Source organism: Vibrio sp. JC009, assembly GCF_029016485.1.
Lineage (GTDB): Bacteria > Pseudomonadota > Gammaproteobacteria > Enterobacterales > Vibrionaceae > Vibrio.
Map to the genome: position 1 here is coordinate 834,666 of NZ_CP092107.1, position 25,289 is coordinate 859,954.

At 47.0% G+C, this 25,289-nt stretch carries 19 protein-coding genes; 10 read left to right on the top strand and 9 right to left on the bottom strand.

Annotated features, from left to right (window positions below):
- Positions 1–2 precede the first annotated feature (2 nt).
- The 3 genes from L3Q72_RS18600 to L3Q72_RS18610 all read left to right on the top strand — a co-directional run bounded on the left by L3Q72_RS18600 (position 3) and on the right by L3Q72_RS18610 (position 2,013).
- Positions 3–863, top strand: coding sequence for an NAD(P)-dependent oxidoreductase (locus tag L3Q72_RS18600; RefSeq protein ID WP_275133656.1), 861 nt, complete (start codon positions 3–5; stop codon positions 861–863).
- 26 nt (positions 864–889) lie between these two features.
- Positions 890–1,570, top strand: a complete 681-nt coding sequence (locus tag L3Q72_RS18605) for a fructose-6-phosphate aldolase (RefSeq protein ID WP_275133657.1) — start codon at positions 890–892, stop codon at positions 1,568–1,570.
- A gap of 107 nt (positions 1,571–1,677) precedes the next feature.
- A complete protein-coding gene (locus L3Q72_RS18610; protein ID WP_275133658.1) occupies positions 1,678–2,013 on the top strand; it encodes a fructose PTS transporter subunit IIB in 336 nt (111 codons plus the stop codon).
- Between the two features lie 43 nt (positions 2,014–2,056).
- On the opposite strand, the gene L3Q72_RS18615 is transcribed toward L3Q72_RS18610, so the two are convergent.
- The 3 genes from L3Q72_RS18615 to L3Q72_RS18625 form a co-directional block, all read right to left on the bottom strand.
- Positions 2,057–2,815, bottom strand: a complete 759-nt coding sequence (locus tag L3Q72_RS18615) for a hypothetical protein (protein ID WP_275133659.1) — start codon at positions 2,813–2,815, stop codon at positions 2,057–2,059.
- Positions 2,808–3,926, bottom strand: a complete 1,119-nt coding sequence (locus L3Q72_RS18620; protein ID WP_275133660.1) for an AAA family ATPase — start codon at positions 3,924–3,926, stop codon at positions 2,808–2,810. Before L3Q72_RS18620 ends, L3Q72_RS18615 begins: the two co-directional genes overlap by 8 nt.
- A gap of 159 nt (positions 3,927–4,085) precedes the next feature.
- Positions 4,086–4,949 (bottom strand): AraC family transcriptional regulator, encoded by an 864-nt coding sequence (locus tag L3Q72_RS18625; RefSeq protein WP_275133661.1) that lies wholly within the window; start codon positions 4,947–4,949, stop codon positions 4,086–4,088.
- A gap of 200 nt (positions 4,950–5,149) precedes the next feature.
- Between L3Q72_RS18625 and L3Q72_RS18630 the strand changes: the two genes are divergently transcribed.
- Entirely contained in the window at positions 5,150–6,913 is a 1,764-nt protein-coding gene (locus L3Q72_RS18630) for an alpha-amylase family protein (protein WP_275133662.1), read from the top strand.
- Positions 6,914–7,179: 266 nt separating this feature from the next.
- Here L3Q72_RS18630 and L3Q72_RS18635 read toward each other — a convergent pair whose 3' ends face one another.
- Both L3Q72_RS18635 and L3Q72_RS18640 read right to left on the bottom strand, forming a co-directional pair.
- Positions 7,180–7,926: a sulfite exporter TauE/SafE family protein gene (locus tag L3Q72_RS18635; protein WP_275133663.1), complete on the bottom strand. Its 747-nt coding sequence runs from the start codon at positions 7,924–7,926 to the stop codon at positions 7,180–7,182.
- Positions 7,927–8,136: 210 nt separating this feature from the next.
- Complete coding sequence (locus tag L3Q72_RS18640) at positions 8,137–9,774, bottom strand: alpha-glucosidase (RefSeq protein ID WP_275133751.1); 1,638 nt, start codon at positions 9,772–9,774, stop codon at positions 8,137–8,139.
- 135 nt (positions 9,775–9,909) lie between these two features.
- Between L3Q72_RS18640 and L3Q72_RS18645 the strand changes: the two genes are divergently transcribed.
- Positions 9,910–10,824 carry a LysR family transcriptional regulator gene (locus L3Q72_RS18645; protein WP_275133664.1) on the top strand — a complete coding sequence of 305 codons (915 nt, stop codon included), beginning with the start codon at positions 9,910–9,912 and terminating at the stop codon, positions 10,822–10,824.
- 6 nt (positions 10,825–10,830) lie between these two features.
- Here the strand turns inward: L3Q72_RS18645 and L3Q72_RS18650 are convergent, their stop codons facing one another.
- Positions 10,831–11,676, bottom strand: a complete 846-nt coding sequence (locus L3Q72_RS18650) for an alpha/beta fold hydrolase (RefSeq protein WP_275133665.1) — start codon at positions 11,674–11,676, stop codon at positions 10,831–10,833.
- Positions 11,677–11,823: 147 nt separating this feature from the next.
- Here L3Q72_RS18650 and L3Q72_RS18655 point away from each other — a divergent pair, with 147 nt between their 5' ends.
- The 5 genes from L3Q72_RS18655 to L3Q72_RS18675 all read left to right on the top strand — a co-directional run bounded on the left by L3Q72_RS18655 (position 11,824) and on the right by L3Q72_RS18675 (position 17,796).
- A complete protein-coding gene (locus L3Q72_RS18655) occupies positions 11,824–12,780 on the top strand; it encodes an AEC family transporter (protein ID WP_275133666.1) in 957 nt (318 codons plus the stop codon).
- A 253-nt stretch (positions 12,781–13,033) separates the two neighbouring features.
- Positions 13,034–14,566, top strand: coding sequence for an ABC transporter ATP-binding protein (locus L3Q72_RS18660; protein ID WP_275133667.1), 1,533 nt, complete (start codon positions 13,034–13,036; stop codon positions 14,564–14,566).
- Positions 14,559–15,671: an ABC transporter permease gene (locus L3Q72_RS18665; RefSeq protein WP_275133668.1), complete on the top strand. Its 1,113-nt coding sequence runs from the start codon at positions 14,559–14,561 to the stop codon at positions 15,669–15,671. Before L3Q72_RS18660 ends, L3Q72_RS18665 begins: the two co-directional genes overlap by 8 nt.
- Positions 15,671–16,600: an ABC transporter permease gene (locus L3Q72_RS18670; RefSeq protein WP_275133669.1), complete on the top strand. Its 930-nt coding sequence runs from the start codon at positions 15,671–15,673 to the stop codon at positions 16,598–16,600. Before L3Q72_RS18665 ends, L3Q72_RS18670 begins: the two co-directional genes overlap by 1 nt.
- A gap of 119 nt (positions 16,601–16,719) precedes the next feature.
- Positions 16,720–17,796 carry a BMP family ABC transporter substrate-binding protein gene (locus L3Q72_RS18675; protein ID WP_275133670.1) on the top strand — a complete coding sequence of 359 codons (1,077 nt, stop codon included), beginning with the start codon at positions 16,720–16,722 and terminating at the stop codon, positions 17,794–17,796.
- Positions 17,797–17,921: 125 nt separating this feature from the next.
- Here the strand turns inward: L3Q72_RS18675 and glgB are convergent, their stop codons facing one another.
- The 3 genes from glgB to L3Q72_RS18690 form a co-directional block, all read right to left on the bottom strand.
- Positions 17,922–20,111: a 1,4-alpha-glucan branching protein GlgB gene (gene glgB / locus L3Q72_RS18680; protein WP_275133671.1), complete on the bottom strand. Its 2,190-nt coding sequence runs from the start codon at positions 20,109–20,111 to the stop codon at positions 17,922–17,924.
- Between the two features lie 223 nt (positions 20,112–20,334).
- Positions 20,335–22,515 (bottom strand): 4-alpha-glucanotransferase, encoded by a 2,181-nt coding sequence (malQ, locus tag L3Q72_RS18685; protein WP_275133672.1) that lies wholly within the window; start codon positions 22,513–22,515, stop codon positions 20,335–20,337.
- Between the two features lie 218 nt (positions 22,516–22,733).
- The gene (locus L3Q72_RS18690) at positions 22,734–25,187 is read right to left on the bottom strand and encodes a glycogen/starch/alpha-glucan phosphorylase (protein WP_275133673.1); all 2,454 of its coding nucleotides are present in this window, start codon (positions 25,185–25,187) and stop codon (positions 22,734–22,736) included.
- Between the last annotated feature and the right edge of the window lie 102 nt (positions 25,188–25,289).

The window sequence follows — 25,289 nt, forward strand, 5'->3', positions numbered from 1 at the left end:
TGATGAAAGAAAGAATACTGATCACGGGTGCAAATGGCTTTTTCGGAACCCGTTTTATCAACAAATATCAGGACAAGTTTGACATCACGGCAACCGATGTTGAGCAGCTTGATATTACCGACGCCGCTCAGGTTGATGCTATGTTCGCAGAAGTTAAGCCGAACTATGTTATTCACGCAGCCGCTATCGCAGTAACGGATTTCTGTAATAAACATCCTGATATTGCCCATAAGGTGAACGTTCAGGGTGCCATCAATGTTGCAAAAGCGTGTAAGACTGTTGGCGCTAAGCTGGTGTTTATCAGCACAGAGCAGATCTTTAACGGCAACGAAGAGCCGGGGCCATACACCGAAGCGCACACGCCAAACCCTGACACTATTTATGGTCAGAACAAACTTGAAGCCGAAGGCGAGCTGAAGAGCATTCTTGATGAAATGTGGATTCTTCGCTTTACCTGGATGTTTGGTCTGCCTGAACGCAACACCAGCATCAACCCGAACGTTCTGTGGAATACACTTCAGGCTCTGTTTAGCGGCGAGAAAATGAAAGAGCGCCGTAATGAGTTCCGTGGCCTGACTTATATCCATGAGCTGATCGACCAGTTTGAAAAGATATTCACCATTCCATATGGCACGTATCACACAGGTGCACACAACCCGGCAAGCCGTTACGAAATTGCTCAGCATATTCTGACCGAAATGGGGCTGGGCTCGCGTTGGGGCGAAGTACTTGAAGCCAATGATGCACCGAAAACCCGTGATGTTCGCTTAGATACATCAAAACTGGCGGCGCAGGGCGTTGTATTTACCGAAAGTAAGCAGGCTATTTCTAATTGCCTGAAAGAATTCGGCTTTAAGAAATAATTTACAGATTTAGTGGAGACTCCCTCATGATTTACTTTTTAGATACAGCTAACCTTGACGCAATCCGCAAAGCCGTTGACCTATACCCGCTGGATGGCGTAACAACCAACCCGTCTATCGTGGCTAAAGAGAACAAGCCGCTTAAAGAGATAATGCTAAGCATTCGCGAGATCATCGGTAAAGAGCGCCTTCTGCATGTTCAGGTGATGGGCAAGACAGCAGAGATCATGCTTCAGGAAGCAGAAGCGATGCGTGCAATTGACCCTGACCTGTATATCAAGGTTCCGGTAACCCCACAGGGCATCAAGGCGATGAAGCTGATGTCTGAGAAAAATATCCCGATTACCGCAACGGCAATCCTGACTCCTCAGCAGGCGCTGATGGCAGCAAAAGCAGGTGCTGAGTACCTGGCACCTTACGTAAACCGTCTGGATAACATCTGCGGCGATGGCGTTCAGGTAGTGGCTGAAATTGCTCACCTTCTGGAAGTACATAATCTGGAGAATGCAAAAGTGCTGGCAGCATCATTTAAGAATGTTCAGCAGGTTCATGAAGTGGCAAGAGCCGGCAGCAAGTCTGTGACTATTGCACCGGACGTATTCGATCTTCTGCTTAACCACCCGCTGACAGACTCTGGCGTTGCAGGCTTTGTTGCAGACTGGGAATCTGTTTACGGTGAAGGCACAAACGTGCTGGATGTGCTGTAATCCACAAAATTGCTGAATTAAACGGTTAATTTAAAAGCAAATAAAACAACATACGCAAAAATAGAGATATACTTTAGGGGTATATCTCTATTTTTTATGGGAAAAGAATGAAAATCGTCGCAGTTACAGCATGCATCAGCGGAGTAGCACACACTTACATGGCTGCCGAGCTGATTGAAAAATTCTGCCAGAAAAAAGGCATCAATATTGTTGTTGAAACCCAGGGTGCATTAGGGCTGGAAAACGAGCTTTCTCAGCAGAAAATCGATGAAGCGGATGTTGCGATTATTGTTGCAGATATCACCATAGAAAAATCAGAGCGTTTTGACAGCACCCGCCAGATAAAAAGTTATATTTCCGATTTTCTCAGACAACCGGAAGCTGTATTTGATGCACTGGACAAAGCATATAACTCACCACCGAATACGATTATTGAAGTTTAGTCGCTCTTCTTTGTTTTTCTTTATCCCATCCCTGTGTGGTTAGCTAACCGACTAACCCTAATACCTGATATGTGTCACTACCGTAGTGATCGAAAAGCATGAGAGGAAAACCACTGATTACAGCCACTTGGTCATGTGGTCGATGTTTCTCCATTTGCTTCTCAAACAGCTCTACCATACAAATTGGCGATGTTGGTAGATCCAAAACATCAGTGAGCAAGCAGTTTGCTCTTGATAAGTGCTGTTTGGCAATGCTACCCCAGGAATCTTGAGTGTATAAACCCCAGTTGAGAAACCGCTTGTCCATTTCTGGTGCTGCATTTACCCACTTCTTGTAGTTAGTAAGATCTGTCGTCTTGTGAGTAAGGTATTCAACTTCGTTACCTTTTTGGTGGCGAATAGCCTCTACCATTGGGTAGCTTACACACAACAGACCTTTATCTTGAGCATTATTAAATAGTTCAACCATTTGACGGATTTTGTCATCGTCAGCATTAGAGCAGTGACAGTCGTAGTCGAAGAACAGATATATTTCACTTATCTTTTCTGGATCTTCTATTTTCATAACCGCTAGGTCATCATCTGTTGGGTTTACCTTATTTTCTAGCTGTTCGTAAATGAATTCGTACGTATCAAAATATTCATCTTTTGTTATCTCACTGAACAACTTATAGACATTCATGCCGTAAGTAGTTTGAACTACGAGCTTGTTGTCTCTATCGAGTATTGTTTTCCTTAAATTCCGTGCAATGTTAGGCTCTGCTCCTGCTCCTTCAAAAACAAATAAGACATTGCTACTCATCAAATGCTCCTGCGCGGTACATTTTCTCTAGGTTGTGTGCTTTGCGTAGCTCCCTATCGGTTAGTTTGTATAGAGGCTTCAAAGAATTCTGATCTAGGATGTAATAGCAATCAGGGCGGAGCACATGGTTAGAGAGCAGAGTGCTGTTATGAGTAGTGATGATCGACTGGCACGATGTTTTAGACACTAGTTTCACTATGCGTTTAGAAAGGGCAAAGTGATAGTAGGCGTCGAACTCATCAATGTAAGCGAAGGTGATTTCTTCATTCAGCATTTTAAGATACCAGTAGTAGAAATTGCCAAGCGATACAGTACCAGTAGAAGCAATCTGTGAAAACTCGATGCTTTTGTTACCAAAATCGAATTCGATTTGCTCCTTACCTGCATCACCAGTCTGAATTAGCTTACACTCAACACCTGATTCATTGAGGAAGGCTTCAAAATCTTCTAGTTTATCTTGCTCAATAATGCGCTGTGAAATTCGTTTTGTTTCTAGAGGTTTACCGTGAAACTCTGTTGTTTTGGTTAGCGTACGGAAAAATACCATCCCTTCGACAAATTTGATGAACTGGAAAAAAGCCGCAGATTCTTTATTTGGTTCGAGCAGCGCATTTGATTCAAGGAATTTAATGGGTGATATTTTACGACCTGTGAAATCATTCTTTAGGTGCTCTGCACCAACAAGGTTATAGGAAGCAAGCGCAGATTTTCTACGGTCAATACTAACGACTTTGTTTTCTTCAATATAGAGCTCTTCGAATACGGTTTCAGCACAGTTTTCTTTACCGTAGTGGTAGACAACTTCTACACCATCGAACTCAAACCTGTATGTAAACTCTGCGAGTGAATCTTCATCCATGCTAGCGTTTAAGTAATTAAGGTGCAGTGACGGAATGATGTTAGGGCTATCTAGTAGGTGACACGTCAGGTCAAGAACCGCCAATCCAAGGTTCGATTTACCCACACCGTTACCACCGTACATTACAGCGCTGCTTACAACACCATTTTCTACAGCGTGTGAGTTAAATTCATATGATTTATCAGTGCGTAGGTTTATCTCAAACTCTTCGCCGAAGTTACGGAAACCTCTAACCTTTAGACTACATAGCATCTTTCTGTGCTCAATATTCAGTTTGTTAACATAGAAATATCACATTATAGTTCAACTGCCGTAAAAAAAATACGGCCGTGTTGTTTGGCTCGCAGCAGTGTTAAGAGATCTTAAGATAAAGATAATACTAAAACTGATTGCAGAGAAGGCACCTGATAACTAGCTATGGCTCCTATACTGAGTCCTGTATTCCGAAGGTGATCTCGCAGTCTGATTGCGGAATACGCGACAGAAGTAATTACTGTCACTGAACCCGCAGCGGTGCGCCACCTCTTTTACCTTCATATCGTATTCTTTAAGCAGATATTTTGCCCTCTCAAGCCTGATATGGTTCAGATGTTCGTTAAACTTGATCTTCCCTTCTTTCTGAAAGAGCTGAGAAAGATAATTCGGAGAGACATAAAAGTGCTCAGCCACAGATTCTCTGGTCAGCGGCTCGTGATAGTTCTGCTCAATATAGTCGCGCACGGCTTCAAACAGCGCCTTGCTCCGGGAAGGAGTTTCAGGCGGGTTAAGCATTAAATCGTTAATATGGCTGAGCAGTGAAGCGATCAACAACTTGGCGGTATGCTGATCGCCAGCGTGCCAGCGAAGCTCTTCCAGTGACTGCAGAATAAAAGTACCGGTTCTTGGTCCCCTTCGCTGAATATTGTCTTTTAGCAGGGTTTCAAAGGATTCACCATTCCACCTGAGAAGACTGATACCAAAACTCTGCTTACCCACCAGCACATTTAGCATGGTTACCGGCTTATCCCAATGCGGTTTATTCCAGCAATCGGCCGGAACATACAGAGCATCGCCACCTTTCAGTTCATGCTGTGCTTCCTGCCCGATATCGGTGCCCACTTCCATCACAGATTCACCCTCTACCACAATTTCAAGGCGCGGAAAGTGCACCTGATAAGCCAGTTCGGGAGGCTCAGGGAGGTTACTGGCAAAATAAACCCTGCCCAGATTTGCAGGAGAATTTGAGTAATCAAAAAGCAGTTTTTCCAGGAAACTTTCCGGGGTACCTGTATTCATCGGATATAAACATAAATCTGTGAAATTATAAGGTGAATTTTACCCTTTTATTGACCTGATTACCTGTTTACAGGCAAAGAACGTGACATATAAATCCGGATGGCTTAGCCTTCGGCAATAAAAATATTTTCTTACCATACAACTCAATAATCCATCACCAAAGGCCAGCCCTCCCCGGCGGCCGGGTTTAAGGAAAACAGATGAAAAAGAAAGTTGTATATCAGGTATTTACCCGTTTGTTTGGCAATACCAACACCAGCAATATTCCCTGGGGAAACGCTGAAACCAATGGTACCGGCAAATTCAGTGCCTTTACCGATAAAGCGCTGTCAGCCATCAAAGAGCTGGGGGTGACCCATATCTGGTACACCGGAGTTCCTCACCACGCACTGATTAATGACTACCGGGAAATCGGCATCAGCAATGACCACCCTGCGGTGGTAAAAGGCCGGGCCGGTTCACCTTATGCGGTTAAAGATTACTATTCGGTCAATCCTGATCTTGCCGATGATCCGGCCAACAGGCAGGAAGAATTTTCTGCGCTGATTAAGCGTTCCCATGCCAATGGTCTTAAAGTCATTATCGACATAGTTCCCAACCATGTCGCCAGATGCTATGAGGGACTGAACAATCCGGAAGGCGTCCGTGACTTTGGGGCCGGTGATGACACAAGCCTTGAATATGCCCGGGATAATAATTTTTATTATGTTCCTCAGCAAAAATTTGAACTGCCGGAAATTCCCGAACCGTTTCAGAGCATAATCAAAGAGGTTAACGCGCCTGACTATCACGAATTTCCGGCTAAATGGACAGGCAACGGGGCTCGTGAGGCAAAGCCGGATTTTAATGACTGGTACGAGACCGCCAAAGTTAACTACGGCATCCGCCCGGATGGCAGCAAGGATTTTCCTGAGCTTCCCGCCGGATATAAAAACAAAGACTATGAAGCGCATTTCTGCTTCTGGCAGGGAAAAGATCTGCCCGATTCCTGGTTTAAATTCCGCGATATTGCGCTTTACTGGTTGGATCAGGGCGTAGACGGCTTCCGTTTCGATATGGCAGAAATGGTTCCGATAGAGTTCTGGAGCTTTATGAACGCCTCTATCAAGATGAAAAATCCCGATGCCTTTTTGCTGGCAGAGGTCTACCAGCCGCATCTTTATCGGGACTATATTCAACTGGGTAAAATGGATTATCTGTATGACAAGGTTGACCTTTACGATCAGCTTAAGCTGATTATGCAGGGCAAAGCATCAACGGCAGCCATCGCCGACATTCAACAACAGATGGCGGATATTGAACATCATATGCTCCATTTTCTGGAAAATCATGACGAGCAACGTATCGCCTCGCCTGAATTTGCAGGCAATCCGGAGCTGGCCCGGCCAGCAATGCTGCTCAGTGCCACGCTAAGCAGTTCACCAACCATGGTATATTTTGGTCAGGAAGTGGGCGAAGCCGGTGCAGAAAACGCCGGATTTGGCCAGCCTTCCCGTACCTCTATTTTTGATTATGTCGGCGTACCGGCCCATCAGCGTTGGATGAATAAGGGAAAGTTTGACGGCGGACAGCTGTCTGAGCAGGAAAAGTCACTGCGAAGCTTCTACCGGTCTGTACTGAATTTCTCTCTGAGTAACGACTCCCTGACCGGTGATTACCTTGACCTTTACACTGTAAACCGGGAAAACATGGCTGCCGGACAGCAGCACTGTTTTCTCTTTGCCAGGAAGTCAGCCGGGCAGCTCAGCATTATTGCCGTGAACTTCCATCAGTCGGAATCCTTTACCTTCCCGGTCACAATACCGTACAAAAAAACAGGCTTAGCCGATGGCAGCTATAAACTGGAAGAAGCCATCGACAAGGCAGGGGAAATCACTCTGGATATAACAGATGGCACTGGACAGATCCGTGGTGGAATCAGCCTTGCACCGCTGGCGGCATTCGCCTTTACTCTGAGTCTGTAAAAAGCCGCTGACGGGGGAAAAAAGGCTTATCCCGGTGCCAGTATTTACCCGGATAAGCCGTCAGACTATGACTGAATCCGCTCTCTGGTTTTTAGCGGAACAAACTGAGCAATGACAACAAGGCCCCATACGATCAGATATGCACCAAAAATGATAATCAGGCACTGTGGCATCCATAAATTCAGCGCATCACAGGTAGCGAAAATGGATGTCTGATAATGGACGTGTCCTGTTTATATTTAAATCAAATAAGATGAACGGTAGGGTTAAAGTGAAAAAGCCAAACGCGACGCAAGTAACAGAATAATAAATCCAAGAAACTTTTTCACTGTTGCCGGCTGCATTTTCTGATGCATAACAATCGTTCCCAGATATCCGCCAATCCATGCAGCTACCCCGGCAAAGATTAACAGGTTCCATGGAACAGAGCCCATTGCCGCATAGGCAAAAAATGCTGAAAGCGATGAAAACGGAACGGAGAAAGCCGTTATTGTCGCCACTTTTTTCGGATTAAACCCCTGAACTATCATCAGTGGCGAGATCACACCGCCGCCTCCGACACCAAGCAATCCGGAAAGGAACCCGGCTAATACCCCGGTTAAAAGAGGACCAACAACGGGCCTGTCTTCTCTGTATTGATCTGCGTATTTCGAGCTTTTGAAAAACAGCATCATGGTTCCGGAGAAAAAAAGAAAGGTGATAAATACCACCAACAAATATCGTGTTGGTATTAAATGTCCCACCCAGGCACCTATAGGGGCAAGGATGATAGATGCGGCGATAATTGGCAGGCCTAACTTAAAATCAAGCCGTTTATTCCTGATATTTGAATAGGTTGCCCCTATCATGCTTACCCCGTTGACAAAAAGACCAACAGATCGCGCATGGGCAAAAGGCAAACCAATCCATGTAAGTGCCGGAACGATAACCAGCGCCGACCCCACTCCTCCGAGAGCAAAAATAAAACTCAGGACGAAAGAAAGAATGACAACCAATAATATCGTCGTATCCATTTTTACCTACCTCTTCTTATCATTCCGTTACCTGTAACGCTTATCTGGCCATATCGTTATATGACCAAATGAAAAAGTAAATATAACTACCTAATCTAAAAATAAAATATGTTATTTCAGAAATGAAATACTGCGGCGTATTCATTATCCCGATTAAGGGCAAAAGCCGGGCTCAGAGAGGCCGGCTTTATATTTTTCATTCCATTTTCCTTACGCATTAATCTGAATCACAAAAGACTCATATGGCTTCAGGTTTATTTCCTGCTCAATCTGCTCCCTGGGCTCATAGTTGGCAATCAGACAGCTCCCCTCAATACCGGCAATCTCCGCCGGAGCTGATACTGTCAGCGTCTCCTGACTGAAGTTATTGATCACTACAATGCTCTCTTCCGGATTGCGACGTATATAAGCAAACACCTTATCGTGCTCCTCCAGTAAAGGAACAAAGTCACCGTAAACGATGGCGCTGTGCGCCTTGCGCAATGCGATCAGCTTCTGGTAGTGATAGAAGATGGAATCAGGGTCATCCAATGCCGCTGCCACGTTGATTTCCGGATAGTTCGGGTTTACCTCAATCCACGGCTGTCCCTGAGTAAAGCCGCCATGCATGGTGTTATCCCAATGCATTGGCGTTCTGGCGTTATCCCGGCTGTTTTCATGCAGGGCATGCATCATGGCTTCATGGGAAACCCCTGACTCAGTGCGCTCCTTGTAGAAATTCAGGGTTTCAATATCGCGGTACTGGTCCAGTCGCTCAAAAGGCACATTGGTCATGCCTATCTCTTCGCCCTGATAGATATATGGCGTTCCCTTAAGGAAGTGCAATGCCGTTGCCAGCATCTTGGCAGATTCAACCCGGAACACCTTGTCATTACCGTATTTGGACACCACACGAGGCAGGTCATGGTTGTTCCAGAACAGAGAGTTCCAGCCCTCACCAGCCAGCTCCAGTTGCCACTTGGTCAGTACACGCTTGAACTCTCTCAGGTCTAAATCAACCGGCGTCCATTTGTCATTATTGCCCCAGGTCAGGGTAATGTGCTCAAACTGAAACACCATAGAAAGCTCTTCTCTGGACGGATTACTGTACAACTTAGCGATTTCCGGATTTGCCCCCCAGGTCTCCCCCACGGTCAGCAGATCCTTGCCACCAAATGTCGCCTTGTTCATCTGCTGCAGCAACGGGTGCAGGCGTTCGCCATTGCCCGTGATTCCTTTATCAATCTCTTTACCAATCAGGTCAATAACATCCAGCCGGAAGCCGCCAATGCCCTGATCAATCCACCAATTCATCATCTTATGCACTTCTTCCTGCACCTTAGGATTTTCCCAGTTCAGATCCGGCTGTTTTTTTGAAAACAGATGAAAATAGTACTGGCCCGTGGTTTCATCCCACTCCCAGGCCGGACCGCCAAAGATAGACTGCATATCGTCCGGCGCACTGTCATCAGGCTTTGCATCCCGCCAGATATAGTAATTACGGTACGGATTGTCCTTAGATTTTTTCGCTTCAATAAACCACGGATGCTCATCGGAAGAGTGGTTTACCACAAGGTCCATCACAATCTGAATATCACGCTGCTTCGCTTCTTTCAGCAGGCTTTGCATATCTTCCAGTGAGCCGAACTCTTCGGCAATATCCTGATAATCCGAGATATCATAACCATTATCATCCATCGGGGAACGGTAAACAGGAGAAAGCCAGATAACGTTAACCCCCAGTTTTTTCAGGTAGTCCAGTTTGCTGATAATGCCCGGCAAATCACCGATACCGTCGTTGTTTGAGTCACAAAAACTGCGCGGATAAATCTGATAAACTACGGCGTCATGCCACCACTGTTTTTCCATGGTAAACCTCAAAATCTGAATAAAATCTATCATGAAATATAGCTACCCTTTTTGTAAAAAAGAAATAGAATAAATCCTCCCGGCTATAAACAAAATCTATAGCAAAGCCTCAGCAGCTACTATTAAGGAAAACAAATGGATAAAAATTACCGGTATTTTTTAATGGTTGCCCGGTACGGTAGTTTTAAAGGTGCAGCAGACGCGCTTTACATCAGTCAGCCTTCTCTTACCGTGGCAATGAAAAAGCTGGAAACTGATATGGGGGTCACACTATTTAACCGCCACTCTAAAGGGGTTGATCTCACTGAATACGGAATGCTGCTGAAAAAGCATGTTATCGATCTGCAGGAAAAGCACTTTCACCTGATGCATCAGTTTACCGATATGCAGCAAAGACAGTTCGGCAAGATAAAGCTTGGTACGGGAGAGGCCTGGTGGGAACTGTTTGTCAAAAATACAGTGACTGAATATCAGAAGCTTCAGCCCACCAGCTCATTCCATCTGGAGTTCGGTAATAATCTATCCCTGGTTCACCATTTGATTCAGGGCGATGTGGATATTGTTATCGGACATGAAGTCATGGGTTTGTCAGATGATGCCAGAGTGGTGTATACCCCGCTGTTTCAGGAACAGGAGGCGGTTTATGCCCGCAAAGGACACCCTCTTTGCAGTGACAAAGAACCGGAGACAAAACTGCACGACTTTCCGCTGATCCGGGTAACCCCTAACCATGATCGCCATCAGTCTGTACTGGCTCCGGAGCATTCCAGACAGGAGAGGATGTATGAGCATTCAAGGATGGAAAACCGTATCTGCTACGATATCGATTCCCTGTCAGCAAGCATCGATATGGTGAATATGACTCATGCCGTGATGCCCTACACCAGTATGATGAAGGAGTGGCTGGAAGCCAAAGATATAGAGACGGTTTATATCAACAAAGAGCAGATCGGCAATGTCGGCATCTATACCAAATACGGTATCCGCAACCAGAAAGTAACCCAGTTTATTCAGTTGCTTCAGGATGAGATCGCGGGATACTCAGTCTGATCACTGTTAAATCAGCTGCTCAAAGGCATCCAGAACAAACTCGCTTTTCATGATCCTGCCGTGGCCCTGACCGTCGGTAGCTACCAGGGTGACATAATCGCTTTCACTTGCGGCTTGCTCTGAAACAGAGAACTTAGTGAACTTATCTGCCCTGTCATGAACGATATAAGTTGGCGTCTTTCTATTCATCAGGTGTTTGTACGGATCGATAATATGCACAGGGTAACGGTACTGCTCCTCTAATTCACTGACTACCGCTCTGAACAGTTTCATGGAATAGCCTGAACGGGCAACGCTGCCAAACAGGTTATCAAGGTAATCAAGCACAGGAGCGATAAGCAGAAGCGGACATTCAGCGATTTTGGCATGCCGGCACTCAAGCGCAGCGGCTGTGCCCATGCTATGGCCTACAAGGCCAGCAACATCATCAACGCTGTCCAGGACCATTTCCAGACAATTGACGAAGCCCGGAATATGACCATAGGCACCACCACTCTGGCCGTGTCCCGGCTGATCATATGCGTATGCTGTAAAGCCCTGAGAGGCGATATGCGCCATCAGCGGATAGTACTGACTCGCTGTACCCGACCAGCCATGGGTTAAGACCCAAACCGGGCCGCTGCCCAGCGAATAGGTTTTTATCATGCCCTCACTGGTTTCTATCTCGCCTTTAATCAGCCCCTGTGGCTCATCATTAATGGGCTTAGATCTGACCGGGGTCAGCAGCAGATTTCTGGCCGTTTTTTTCGCGTGATCCGGAGCAATAGTATGATGAAGGCGGGTTGAAATATTCACCAGCCCTCGTTTGAAACTGAATTTTCCCGACGTATTAAAGTAGATCTTTTCACTCATAACCTGAGTCTGTCCTTATATTATCAGACGAGCACTATATACCTAAAGGAGACGAAATAATATCAGCTTCTATTCCCAGTTAGCTCATCCTGTGTAACAATGCTGAGACGGAATTTTTGTCATACAAATAAAAGAAGTAACTAAAATATGGATAGTTTTGTTACACAGTTTGCCTTTTCAGCGTCAATCACCGGCCCCATATGCCTTATGCTTCTGCTTGGTGTATTTTTGAAACGTATCAGGCTTATCAACGATGATTTTATTGAAGTGGCATCAAAGCTGGTATTTCAGGTTACCCTGCCTGCGCTTCTGTTTCTTAGTATTGTCCGCTCCGATCATGACTTTTCCGGAGCGCTCCCCTTTATTGCCTTTGGCCTTGTTGCAAACTTACTCTTCTTTATCTTCACAACGCTGAGCACAGCCCGGGCGTTTCCCGGTTATGCAGACAAAGGCGTTCTGGTTCAGGGAGGCTTTAGAGCCAACACCGCCATCATAGGGCTTGCTTATATTGCCAATGCTTATGGCAATGGCGGGGTGGCGCTGGCCGCGGTTTACGTTGCTCCAATGACCATTCTGTACAACATACTTGCGGTAATTGCACTGACGCCAAAAGGGAACAACTCCGGCGCTCAGGTGGTAAAAATCATTGTGAAAGGGCTGACAAAAAACCCGCTTATTATCGCCATCATGCTTGGCCTTCTGTTCTATGCCTTTAGCATTCCTGTCCCTGAAATGGTTCTTAATGCCGGTCAGTATTTTGCCAATATGACACTTCCGCTTGCCCTGCTCTGCACAGGAGGCTCGCTTGATATCAAATCTTTACAGAAAGAGAAAAAGCCGACCTGGTTTGCCACTGGCTATAAACTGCTGTTAGCCCCCCTGCTTATCACTCTGACTGCGCTTCTGTGTGGGTTTGAGGGGATCAGTCTGGGAATTATCTTCTTTATGAGTGCCGCACCGACTGCTGCCGCAAGTTATGTGATGGTCCGGGCGATTGGAGGTAACCCGGTTCTGGCAGCCAATATTATCGCGCTGACAACGGTACTGTCGGTATTTTCCTGTACTCTGGGCATCTTTATTTTATCCAGTTTCTCGTTAATGTAATAATTTGCTGGTTTGAGCCCAACTGGTCCGATAAGAACAAAAGCAATGCACCATTTGCGATCACCAATGCGGTGCAGACGCACCGCATTGGTGCTTTATGATAATTTACAAAAATATAAGTTATTGCATTCATAAAGGTTTATCTTTTACGAATATTGGCCTGCTTTTTGCTTATGGTTAGCTTTGATATATGTAACCTCGCATTTACGGCCCGTCAAATGCGAAAAAGCAAACAAACAGGATTCTATCCACAATGATTCCCCACCCATTATTAGAGCTATGGAATGTTAGTAAATTTTTTCCGGGCGTAATAGCAAACGATTGCGTCAATCTTAAGCTCTATCAAGGCGAAATATTAGCTCTGCTTGGTGAAAACGGCGCAGGCAAGTCAACCCTTGTAAAAATGATTTATGGTGTTAATCAGCCAGACAAAGGCTCCATTCTCTGGAATGACCATGAGATTGATATTCTGTCTCCAAATCAGGCCCGGGCTATGGGCATTGGAATGGTATTTCAACATTTTTCAGTATTTGAAACTTTAACCGTTAAAGAAAATATTGAGCTGGGCCTGGATAAGGAATTTGTGGATCAACTGGATGATTTAAGCCAGAAAATCCGGGAAATCAGCGAGAAATATGCTCTGCATGTAGAGCCAGAGCGTTATGTACATAGCCTAAGTATCGGTGAGCGTCAGAGGGTTGAAATACTGCGCTGTCTGATCCAGGACGTTAAGCTACTGATCCTGGATGAACCGACATCCGTTCTGACTCCTCAGGAAGTCTCAGGTCTGTTTAAGGTACTCAAGAAACTGTCTGAAGAAGGATGCAGCATTCTTTTTATCAGCCATAAACTAAAGGAAGTGACTGAACTGTGCGACAGAGCGGTCATCCTGCGCGGCGGTAAAGTGAGCGGTGAGTGTATTCCTGCGAAGGAGACGCCTGATTCCATCGCCCGAATGATGGTAGGCAGCGAAGCCGAACTTTCGGAAAGTTACCCTAAAGCATCAAATGACGAAGTCGTTTTCGAAGCAAACTCTCTCACTCTTGCTCCGACTCACCCCTTTGGCTGTGGTCTTACTGATGCAAGCCTGAAACTAAGAGCGGGTGAAATTCTGGGCGTGGCCGGCGTCGCCGGCAACGGACAGGAGGACTTACTGGAAGCACTCAGCGGCGAAGATTTCAGGGCTCCAGCAGACAGCATTCTCTTTAACGGGCAGGCTGTTGGTAACCTGAATGCCGGCAAGAGAAGAAAGATGGGTATGGCTTATGTTCCGGCTGACCGACTGGGTCAGGGAGCTGTGCCTGAAATGAGTCTTCAGGAAAATACTCTGCTGACCAATTCCTCAAGCCTGGTGAAAAACGGCTTTATCCTTACACGCAAGCTGAACTCTCTGGCTAAAAAAATCATCGCCGACAACAAGGTGAAATGCCGTGACGAAGAATCTCAGGCAAAGAGCCTTTCCGGGGGCAACCTGCAAAAGTTCATTATTGGCCGTGAGGTTGAGCAAACTCCGGAAGTGCTAATCTGTGCCCACCCGACCTGGGGGGTAGACATTGGAGCAGCCAGTGCCATTCACCGACAGTTGATAGCCCTGCGGGATCAGGGCACCGCTATCCTTGTTGTATCTGAAGATATCGATGAGTTATTCGTAATATGTGACCGGATGATGGCCCTTTATGAAGGACACCTCTCTCCGATCGTCAAAACGGATCAGACAAATATAGAAGAGATAGGCAAATGGATAGCAGGCGGATTTATTGAGCATAAGGAGGCAGACAATGCTTAATGTTCAGCCACGAATTGAGAGTTCAAAAACAATGGCATGGGTATCGCCTCTTATCGCGATATGTTTCACCATGCTGGTATCCAGCGCAATGTTTATGGCGCTTGACGTTAGCCCGAAAAAAGCATTTGAGGTATTTATCCTCATGCCCTTCGCCGACAGTTATAATATTGGCGAGTTGATGGTAAAGGCAACACCACTGTTATTATGTGCCACGGGATTAGCGCTCTGTTTTAAGGCGAATATCTGGAATATCGGCGCGGAAGGTCAGTTGCTTATCGGTGCTGTCGCTGCAAGTGCCGTTGCAGTTCAGGCCGGTGAAGAGAGTGGCTCAGTCATGCTGCTGGCGGCTCTGGCTACCGGCGTCATTTCAGGCATGTTGTGGGCGGCAATACCGACTTTCTTAGAGCGTTATTTCCACACCAATATCATACTGACAACCATCATGCTCAACTATATCGGCTTATATACTCTGCTTTGGGCTGTCCACGGTCCCTTAGCCGATCCTCAGGGCTTTGGCTTTCCCGAATCAGCTATGTTTGCTGACAGCGTCTTGTTACCTCTGATTCAGGAAGAAGGCAGAGCCTCGGTAAGCATCATCATCGCCATTGTGATTGCTTTGGTTTCAGGCGTCCTTTTATACAAAACTCTTCCGGGCTTCAAAATCCGGGTCTATGGTGAAGATCACTCCGCATCGAGATATGCAGGCTTTAGCAGCAACAAGGTTGTCTGGGGCGTGATGCTGTTTGCGGGCGCCCTGGCGGGATTCGCCGGTGCTTCTGAAGTTACCGGTCCGATAGGTCAGTTAATCCCTTCTGTATCACCAGGGTATGGATACGCGGCAATTATCGTGGCCTACCTGGGAAGACTAAATCCGTTTGGAATTATTCTCTCTGCGCTGTTTATGGGTGCTCTCTACATGGGCAGCGATCTGGCACAGATTGAACTGGGACTGCCTACCGCTGTTACCGGTCTGTTTCAGGGGACATTACTGTTCTTCCTGCTGGCATGCGACTTCCTAATCTTTTACCGGGTAACTATTTACTGGCCAAAGCCAAAGTCCAATTCAGGCAAAAGAGTTAAAACAAACCAACAGGGGCAAGCATAATGGATATCGTACTATTACAACAGATTCTGGTTGCTGCACTGAAAACCGGCACACCTTTATTGTTGATTGCTCTTGGTGAACTGATCAACGAAAAATCCGGTGTACTCAATCTCGGTCAGGAAGGCATGATGCTCATGGGTGCAATGGCCGGCTTTGCCGGAGCATTCTTCACAGGAAGTCTGGTACTGGGCGTTATTGTTGCGATTCTGGCCGGTATGGTTATGGCTCTGCTTTTTGGCGTCCTTTCCCTGTCTCTGAATACCAATCAGGTAGCAACCGGTCTGGCTCTTACCATTTTCGGCACCGGACTCAGCTCATTTCTGGGTGGCGGGTTAGTCGGTTCAACTGTCGATGGTTTTGCTCCGATTGCCATTCCTTTGCTTAGTGATATTCCTTTTATCGGTCCGCTGTTATTTAACCACGATATTCTGGTTTATCTGAGCTTTGTTATCGCCGGTATTGCATGGCTGGTCATGCACAGAACACGCGCCGGTCTGGTGATCAGAGCGGTGGGGGAAAATCCGTATTCCGCTAACGCACTGGGTATTAAAGTGATTAAGGTGCGCTATCTTGCGACTCTGTTTGGTGGAGCTATGGCCGGACTGGCTGGCGCATATATGTCCCTGGCCTATACCCCGATGTGGATGGAAAACATGACCGCAGGCCGCGGCTGGATTGCGCTTGCACTGGTGGTTTTTGCCTCATGGAGAATTGGCTACCTGATGCTGGGCGCTTACCTTTTTGGTATTGCATCCATTCTGCACCTGGTTATGCAGGGATTCGGTTTCGATATCTCGCCTAACCTTCTGGCAATGACCCCTTATCTGGCAACCATCGCGGTTATGGTCATTATCAGCTCAGACTCTTTAAAGCAAAAACTGGCGACGCCTATGAGTCTGTCGAAACCCTTTGACCCTAAGATTCATTAATTTTTTTACCGGCTGGTTTTTAATTTCAGCCTATTACACAGATGCTATGGAAAAGCAGTGGTTCGTTTTTCCGCTAGTGATTTTAATTAGTTTTAACATTTTGAATACTGGAGTATTTCATGAAACTTAATAAATGGATGACCGCAGCGGCTTTGTCTCTGTCGACACTGTTCTCTGCAGCCACTTTAGCTGATGATCCTATGAAAGTAGGTTTTGTCTATGTTGGACCTGTAGGTGACCACGGCTGGAGCTATGAGCACGATCAGGGCCGTCTTGAGATGGAAAAGCACTTTGGCGGTAAAGTAGAAACGACTTTTGTAGAAAACGTACCGGAAGGCGCTGATGCCGAGCGTGTTATTACTCAACTGGCAAAATCCGGTCACGAAGTTATTTTCACAACCTCTTTTGGCTTTATGAACCCAACACTAAAAGCCGCTAAGCGTTTCCCTAAAGTAAAGTTTGAGCATGCTACCGGCTACAAGCGTTCGCGAAATGTAGGTACTTACGCACTACGTACTTATGAAGGACGTTACGTATCAGGTGTTGCAGCGGGTATGGCAACGAAAACCAATACTCTTGGCTATATCGCTTCTTTCCCGATCCCGGAAGTAATTCGCGACATCAACGCGGTATACCTTGGTGCTAAGAGTGTAAACCCTGACGTTAAAATCAAAATTGTATGGGTTAACACCTGGTACGATCCAGGCAAAGAAGCAGATGCTGCAAACGCGCTAATGGATCAGGGCGTAGACATTATGCTTCAGCATACAGACAGCCCGGCTCCGCTGATGGCAGCTCAGAAGCGTGGCATTATGGGTATCGGTCAGGCTTCAGATATGAGCCACTTTGCACCAGAGTCTCACATGTTCTCTGTACGTGACACATGGGCACCACACTATATCCACAGTGTTCAGGACGTAATGGACGGAACCTGGAAATCAGAAGACTACTGGGGCGGTTTCAAAGAAGAAATCCTGCAGATTGCTTCTGTAAACCCGAACCTGCCGGAAGAGATCAAAACAGCTATCGCAGAAACTCAGGCTAAGATCAAATCTGGCGAATTCCATCCTTTCACCGGTCCTCTGAAAGACAACAGTGGCAAGGATAAAGTGCCTGCTGGTCAGGTGATGTCTGACAAAGAGCTGGTAGGTATGAACTGGTACGTAGAAGGTATCGAAGCAACTATCCCTAACTAAGCTAGTTAGTTGCTCACACTGAAGTCTTGGTGTGAGCATTAGCTCCCATGCTCTGCGTGGAAACGAAGAAAAAACAAAAGGCCGGTACTTACGCACCAGCCTTTATTATTATGTGTAAAACAGTATTACTTTTTCAGCTTATAGAACACAGTCGACAACGGCGGAATTCTCAGTGCCAGTGACTGTTCAAGGCCTTCACTTTCGATGTTTTCTGTTTTCGCAGTCTGAATCACTTCATAACCGCTACCGTGATACTTCTTATCATCAGTATTCATAACCAGCTCGTACTTGCCCTTATTCGGAACCCCTACACGGAACTCTTCATGAGGAACCGGTGTAAAGTTAGACAGAACAAGAATACGCTCACCTGACTCACTGAGACGCTCGTGTACAAGAATACTCGCATCATCAGCATCTGACAGACGCCATTCAAAACCTGCCGGATCACAATCCTGATCGTGCAGAGCTGCTTCATCGCGGTACAGGAAGTTAAGATCACGAACCAGAGACTGTACGCCCTGATGACGCTCATACTCAAGCAGGAACCACTGAAGCTGCTCGTTGTGGTTCCACTCAGCTGTCTGACCAAACTCTGTGCCCATGAAGTTCAGCTTCTTACCAGGCTGACCGTACATGTAACCCATGTAAGCTCTCAGGTTAGCGGTCTGCTGCCATTCATCACCCGGCATCTTGTCATGGATAGACTTCTTACCGTATACCACTTCATCGTGAGACAGAGACAATACATAGTTTTCACTGTGCGCATAGAGCAGCGGGAAAGTAATGGTATTGTGGTGATACTTACGGTGAACAGGATCTTCCTGAATATAAGAAAGACTGTCGTGCATCCAGCCCATATTCCACTTAAAGCCGAAGCCCAGACCACCCATAAAGGTTGGTGTAGATACGCCAGGGAATGCCGTAGACTCTTCTGCGATAGTCATTGCGTTCGGGAAGTGCTTGTACACTTCTTCGTTCATCCACTTGAACATCGCGATAGCTTCGTAGTTTTCACGGCCACCGTCCACGTTAGGGATCCACTGGTCATGGCTACGGGAGTAGTCAAGGTAAAGCATAGACGCTACCGCATCCACACGGATACCATCGATGTGGAACTGCTGGAACCAGTAAAGTGCGTTCGATACCAGGAAGCGGCGAACCTCTTCTTTGTGCACGTTGTAAATAAACGAGTTCCAGTCCTGGTGCCAGCCGCGGCGTGGATCAGGATCGTGATACAGAGGCGTACCATCAAAGTTAGCCAGACCATGGCTGTCCGCCGGGAAGTGTGCCGGAACCCAGTCCAGAACAACACCGATTTTCGCTTCGTGACACTTATCGATAAAGTACTTGAAGTCATCCGGTGTACCAAAGCGGCTGGTCGGTGCAAACATACCTACAGGCTGGTAACCCCAGGAACCATAGAACGGATACTCAGAAACAGGCATCAGCTCAACGTGGGTGTAACCCATATCGACCAGATAAGGAACCAGCTCTTCTGCCAGTTCACGGTAAGTCAGGAACTCGCCATCTTCATTTCTCTTCCACGAACCTGTGTGCAGCTCGTAGAAAGAGAGAGCCTCTTTTCTCTTCTGAGTTACTTCACGGCTTTGCCACTCTTTGTCATTCCATTCATAACGGTCGTGGTTGTAAGTAACAGAAGCGAATGATGGATACTGCTCTGCGTGGAATCCCCATGGGTCAGCCTTGTGCGGCAAACCTTCACCATGTGGTCCTTTAATTTCGTATTTGTATGACTCGCCTTCTTCCATACCTGGCATAAAGATACCCCAGATACCGTAGTCAAGACGCTGCATTGGTGTGCGTCGGCCATCCCACTGGTTGAAGTCACCAATCAGGCTCATTGCCGATGCATGTGGTGCATAGACAAGGAAGCGAACACCGGAAATTTGCTTACCGTCGCGTTCAAGCGTAACAAACTGAGCACCCATGTTATGGAACATGTTGATTGGTGCATGCAGCGCTTCATACTCAGCATATAAGCCATGGTACTGATAAGGGTCATCAATGATTTGCTCGACACCCGCCCAGTCAATCGCCAGTTTATAGTGGGTAAAACGTAAATCACGGCTGTCTTTTAGCTCAAAGCCGCCGTCATAACATTTTTCCAACTCTACCCTTGGCTCTCCTTCAATAACCAATTCAACCCGGTTTGCACCTGGCATCCATACTCTAAGAGAAACCCCGTCATCATCCTGTACATGATAAGGTCCTAAAAAGGAGAATGGTTCCGTTAAAGCAGCCTGAGCCAATTGATTATAAGCCGTGGTCCCTTTCGAGATTTGTGATCTATTCAACTGCCGTCTCCCGTTATTATTTCGTAGTCGATTGTTTAAGGGCTTTTTAATAATTCTTCGCTATTGTGCAATATTTGTAACAAAATAACAAAGTGTAAATCTATAAAAAAGCCCGCTAATGCGGGCATTTAGCGAAGTTCCATTCTACAGAACAACGTAATTTTTAAGAGTGATGAAAACTAAAGTTTTTACAGTAACTTTCACTTTTATCACTCATTTCTCATTATTTTTCACTTGCTTGAGCACGAGTTTCAGTCAAGCGTCTTGAAATCCGGTTTACCTCTTCTTTTGAGAAGATCTCATCAAGGCTCATCGACAGCTTACGGCGCCAGTTTGGATACTCATCAACCGTACCCGGAATGTTAACGGGCTTGTCCATTTCCAGCCAGTCTTCCAGCTGCACACTCAGCAGTGCTGAAGAGCCGGCAGCCAGGTGAAGTTGCAGTGCTTCACTCAGATAAGAGTCCATCGGAACCAGTTTTGCGTCACGACCGACACCTTCAGGAAGGAATCCGTGCCATGCCACACTGTTTAAGATTTCCTGCTTGCTCGCCAGGCGGGCATCAAACAGTCCCTTCAGCTGCTCTTCATCCGGATACAGACCAAGCTCTTTACCCACTTTCAGGTCATCACAGTGCCAGAAGCCGCGAAGCGTCGGCATATCGTGAGTACACAGAGCCGACATAGACTGCTCTTTGTAGTGCTTAGGTGAGTAGAAACCGCCGTCCTGCGCAGTTTCAAAGAAGAACACCTTATAAGAGTGCACACCGGCATCCGCCAGGATATCGGCAATCTCATCCGGAACCGTACCCAGATCTTCACCAATAACTGAGCACTGGTGACGGTGAGACTCAAGCGCCAGAATCGCCAGCATATCTTCTACCGGGTAGTAGATGTATGCGCCATCTGTCGCCCCTTTACCTTCCGGAATCCACCACAGACGCAGCAGACCCAGTACGTGGTCAATTCGCAGCGCACCACAGTGCTTCATATTGGCGCGAAGCAGTTTGATGTAAGCATCATAGCCTGTTGCTTCCAGAGCCTGCGGGTTCAGCGGAGGAAGGCCCCAGTTCTGACCGAGAGGACCAAGCACATCCGGTGGAGCACCGATGCTGGCATCCAGAACAAGGCTGCCGTCGTCAGCCCAGGTTTCAGAGCCTGAAGATGCCACACCAACCGCAAGGTCACGGTACAGACCGACAGACATGCCTTTCTCTTCTGCAAGAGTCTGAGCTTCGTTAATCTGACCGTCAGCAATCCACTGCAGATACAGATACAGCTGAACCGCTTCCTGCTCTTCCTGAATAAACTTCTTCACCGCCGCACTGTCGTAGCTGCGGTATTTTTCAGGGAATGCCTGCCAGCCCCATACAGATGAGTCTTCCGCGTGCAGATGAGTGTGCAGTGCATCAAATACTGCCTGATGCATCAGGCTTTCACCGCCCTCTTCCACAAAATCAAGGAAAGCAATAGCGCGCTCGGTTTTCTTGTCCAGATGACGGGCTTTAAATTCTTTAAACAGCAGCGGCAGTACACTCATTTTCAGAGAAGCCACTTCTGTGTAATTTACCCAGTGCTCTTCACGCACTTTCTTCAGACGCTGCTGGAACTCAGAGCTGCCAACTTTCTGCTGCGCTTCTGCGCTCAGTGCAAACTCTGGAACAGAGCTGACATCGATGTACATGATATTCAGCCAGCGACGCGAAGACGGGCTGTACGGGCTTGCGCCTTCAGGGTTTGCCGGGAATAGCGAGTGAATCGGGTTAAGACCAACGAAATCACCGCCACGCGATGCAATTTCAGCAATCAGCTGTTTCAGATCGCCAAAATCACCGATACCCCAGTTGTGTGGCGTACGCAGTGTATATAGCTGTACGCTTGGGCCCCAGAGCTTCTTATCCTGCTCAAGGCTGTCCTGCTTGTAGCAAGACTGAGGCGTAACAATCAGTGTCATTTCGTAAGGCGTTTTACGGCGCTTACGTGTAAGAAGCAGCTTGTGGTAACCCCATGGAAGCATAGGCAGCTGGAACACCAGCGGACCACCTTCTGCACGCTCGTCTCTTACGATCTGAGACTGCAGGTAGCCTTCAAGCGTTTCACCCTGCTCGGTAACCAGACGCCAGCTGAACTCACTTTCGCGGGCACTTACACCAAGGTTCAGCTCAATCTCTACCGGCTGGTCGCCGTCTCTTACCACCTGTACCGGTGCCAGAACGTCTTTTTTATGCTTCTTTTCAGCAGACTTCAGCAGATTTTCATCGCTGGACACGTCATAGCCAAGGGACTTCAAAAGGCTGCGGATGGTTTCCTCTTCCACAGAAGCAGGTTCTCCCCACGCACTGACATAGCTGTCTGAAATTCTAGCCATTTCAGCGACTTGTTTTAATACTGATTGTTGTTTCATCGCGTTCTCCGAAGGCATACTGCGCCTTCTCATTTAATTCTTAAGTAGGGAATACCAAATCCAGTAAACATCTCTGTTTGCTTAGGGAAAGTCTGTTTGCTCTGGATAACCGTCAAAAAAGGCTATTGGATTGGGTATCAACCTGAAATCGCCTCCCCTTGTTAAAGGGGAGGCCGGGAGGAGGTCATACGAAGTTTTAACCTCCTCTGACTTTAGGATTAACGGCTAACCGCTTCCAGTTTCCAGATGTTGTTCACGTAGTCGCGAATCGAACGGTCTGAACTGAACTTACCAACCAATGCTGTGTTAAGAATTGCTTTCTTAGCCCATCCAGCCTGATCACGGTACTGTGCATCCATCGCTTCATGCGCTTCAACATAAGAAGCAAAGTCAGCAAGACACAGGTACGGGTCACCGCCGTCAAGAAGCGCGTCGTAGATAGAACGCAGTCTTCCTGGCTCACCCGGAGTAAATGTATCGCCAAGCAGAAGCTCAAGTGAAGATTTCAGCAGTGCGTTAGTGTTGTAGTAGTCAAACGGGTTGTAACCACGGCCACGAACCTGCTCAACGCCTTCAACATCCAGACCGAAGATGTAGATGTTTTCATCACCCACTTCTTCACGGATTTCAACGTTCGCGCCATCCATAGTACCGATAGTCAGAGCACCGTTCAGAGCCATCTTCATGTTACCAGTACCGGATGCTTCTTTACCTGCAGTAGAAATCTGCTCAGATACGTCAGCAGCAGGAATGATGATCTCAGCCATGCTTACACGGTAGTCAGGAATGAACACAACTTTAAGCTTGTCGTTCACACGGTTGTCGTTGTTGATAGTCTCTGCAACCTTGTTGATTGCGAAGATGATCTCTTTCGCCAGGTGGTAACCCGGTGCCGCTTTCGCTGCGAAGAATACAACGCGTGGCGCCATGTCGAATGTACGGTCATTAAGCAGACGGTAGTACAGAGACAGGATGTGCAGCAGATTCAGGTGCTGACGCTTGTATTCGTGCAGACGTTTGATCTGAACATCGAAGATAGCATTAGTATCCAGGTCGATATCCATGTTCTCTTTAACCCAGTCAGCAAGACGCTCTTTGTTCGCTTTCTTAACTGCCATAAAGTCAGCCTGGAATGCTTTGTCATCTGCAAATTCAGCGATCTTAGTCAGTTGATCCAGATCCGCAGGCCACTGATCACCGATCTTATCTGTGATTAGCTGAGAAAGACCAGGGTTACAGAACTTCAGCCAGCGACGTGGCGTCACACCGTTTGTTACGTTAGTCAGACGGCCAGGGTATAGCTCGTTGAACTCAGGGAACAGGTCACGCTTAACCAGCTCAGAGTGAAGCGCTGCTACACCGTTTACTGCGTATGCACCAACTACACAAAGGTTAGCCATGCGAACCATACGGTGGAAGCCGTCCTGGATGATAGAAAGTTTCTGCTGTTTCGCTACATCACCAGGCCACTTCTGACGAACTTCCTGCATAAACAGGTGGTTGATATGGTAAATGATTTCCATATGACGAGGCAGCAGACGCTGAATCAGTGCTTCAGGCCAGGTTTCCAGAGCTTCCGGAAGTAGTGTGTGGTTTGTGTAAGCAAAAGTCTTAGTACAGATTGCCCACGCCTCATCCCATGACATATCACGCTCATCGATAAGGATGCGCATCAGTTCAGGAATAGCGATAGTCGGGTGAGTATCGTTTAGCTGAATAGTTTCGTACTTAGGCAGATCTTCCAGTTTGTGACCGGCAACTTCCATACGACGAAGGATATCGCGGATAGATGCTGCACTGTGGAAGTACTGCTGCATCAGACGCAGTGTCTTGCCTTTTTCGTGGTTGTCGTTCGGGTAAAGTACTTTGGTGATGTTACCTGCATCGATTAGTGAGTGCTGAGCTTCAAAGTAGTCACCGTTGTTAAAGCTTTCCAGAGAGAAAGGCGCAATTGCCTGACATTCCCAAAGGCGCAGCGGGTAAACCGTGTCACTTTCATAACCAACGATTGGCAGATCCCAAGGCATACCTTTAACGAACATACCAGGAACCCAGCGGCGCTTCTCTTTGCCGTTCTCAACGTATGGTTCTACGTGGCCGTAGAAGCCGATTTCCTGAGCGTATTCAGGACGAGCTACTTCCCAAGGGTAGCCTTCAACACCACGCCATGCATCCGGCGCTTCTTTCTGGTGACAGTCTTCGAAAGACTGCTTGAACAGACCGTATTCGTAGTGAAGACCATAACCTACTGTCGGGAATTCCTGTGCTGCACAAGAATCCATAAAACATGCTGCCAGACGGCCAAGACCACCGTTACCCAGAGAAGGGTCGCGCTCTTCTTCAAGAAGATCAGTCAGGCTGTGGCCCATTTCTTTCATCGCGTCATCGATCTGACCGTACAGACCCATGCTGATCAGGTTGTTACCTGTCAGGCGACCAATTAGAAATTCCAGTGAAAGGTAGTTAACACTTTTTGCGTTTTGGATGCGCTTATCGTTTTCAGTTTCCAGTAGATCAAGTGTAGTCAGTTCAGCCAGTGCACGACCCATTGCCAGATACCAGTCACGAGGAGTGGCGGTCTCTTCGGTTTTTGCATATGTCGCGTTCAGGTGCTTTTTAACGTCAGCCTTGAAAGTAGCTTTATCAAACTTTTTTTGTTGAGTAGGTTTCATAACGAAATCTCATTTTTCGATTCAATTTAACTGTGGCGTATCCTGCATTTATATAAAAAACAGAACATCCTCCTAACCAATGGATGTTACGGGAGTAGTATT

Coding starts and splice junctions, on each gene's coding strand:
- L3Q72_RS18610 (WP_275133658.1), top strand. CDS start 1,678: ATGAAAATCGTCGCAGTTACAGCATGCATCAGCGGAGTAGCACACACT.
- L3Q72_RS18670 (WP_275133669.1), top strand. CDS start 15,671: ATGGATATCGTACTATTACAACAGATTCTGGTTGCTGCACTGAAAACC.
- L3Q72_RS18615 (WP_275133659.1), bottom strand. CDS start 2,815: ATGAGTAGCAATGTCTTATTTGTTTTTGAAGGAGCAGGAGCAGAGCCT.
- L3Q72_RS18630 (WP_275133662.1), top strand. CDS start 5,150: ATGAAAAAGAAAGTTGTATATCAGGTATTTACCCGTTTGTTTGGCAAT.
- L3Q72_RS18640 (WP_275133751.1), bottom strand. CDS start 9,774: ATGGAAAAACAGTGGTGGCATGACGCCGTAGTTTATCAGATTTATCCG.
- L3Q72_RS18600 (WP_275133656.1), top strand. CDS start 3: ATGAAAGAAAGAATACTGATCACGGGTGCAAATGGCTTTTTCGGAACC.
- L3Q72_RS18645 (WP_275133664.1), top strand. CDS start 9,910: ATGGATAAAAATTACCGGTATTTTTTAATGGTTGCCCGGTACGGTAGT.
- L3Q72_RS18660 (WP_275133667.1), top strand. CDS start 13,034: ATGATTCCCCACCCATTATTAGAGCTATGGAATGTTAGTAAATTTTTT.
- L3Q72_RS18635 (WP_275133663.1), bottom strand. CDS start 7,926: ATGGATACGACGATATTATTGGTTGTCATTCTTTCTTTCGTCCTGAGT.
- L3Q72_RS18690 (WP_275133673.1), bottom strand. CDS start 25,187: ATGAAACCTACTCAACAAAAAAAGTTTGATAAAGCTACTTTCAAGGCT.
- L3Q72_RS18675 (WP_275133670.1), top strand. CDS start 16,720: ATGAAACTTAATAAATGGATGACCGCAGCGGCTTTGTCTCTGTCGACA.
- L3Q72_RS18655 (WP_275133666.1), top strand. CDS start 11,824: ATGGATAGTTTTGTTACACAGTTTGCCTTTTCAGCGTCAATCACCGGC.
- L3Q72_RS18665 (WP_275133668.1), top strand. CDS start 14,559: ATGCTTAATGTTCAGCCACGAATTGAGAGTTCAAAAACAATGGCATGG.
- L3Q72_RS18625 (WP_275133661.1), bottom strand. CDS start 4,949: ATGAATACAGGTACCCCGGAAAGTTTCCTGGAAAAACTGCTTTTTGAT.
- L3Q72_RS18650 (WP_275133665.1), bottom strand. CDS start 11,676: ATGAGTGAAAAGATCTACTTTAATACGTCGGGAAAATTCAGTTTCAAA.
- malQ (WP_275133672.1), bottom strand. CDS start 22,515: ATGAAACAACAATCAGTATTAAAACAAGTCGCTGAAATGGCTAGAATT.
- L3Q72_RS18620 (WP_275133660.1), bottom strand. CDS start 3,926: ATGCTATGTAGTCTAAAGGTTAGAGGTTTCCGTAACTTCGGCGAAGAG.
- L3Q72_RS18605 (WP_275133657.1), top strand. CDS start 890: ATGATTTACTTTTTAGATACAGCTAACCTTGACGCAATCCGCAAAGCC.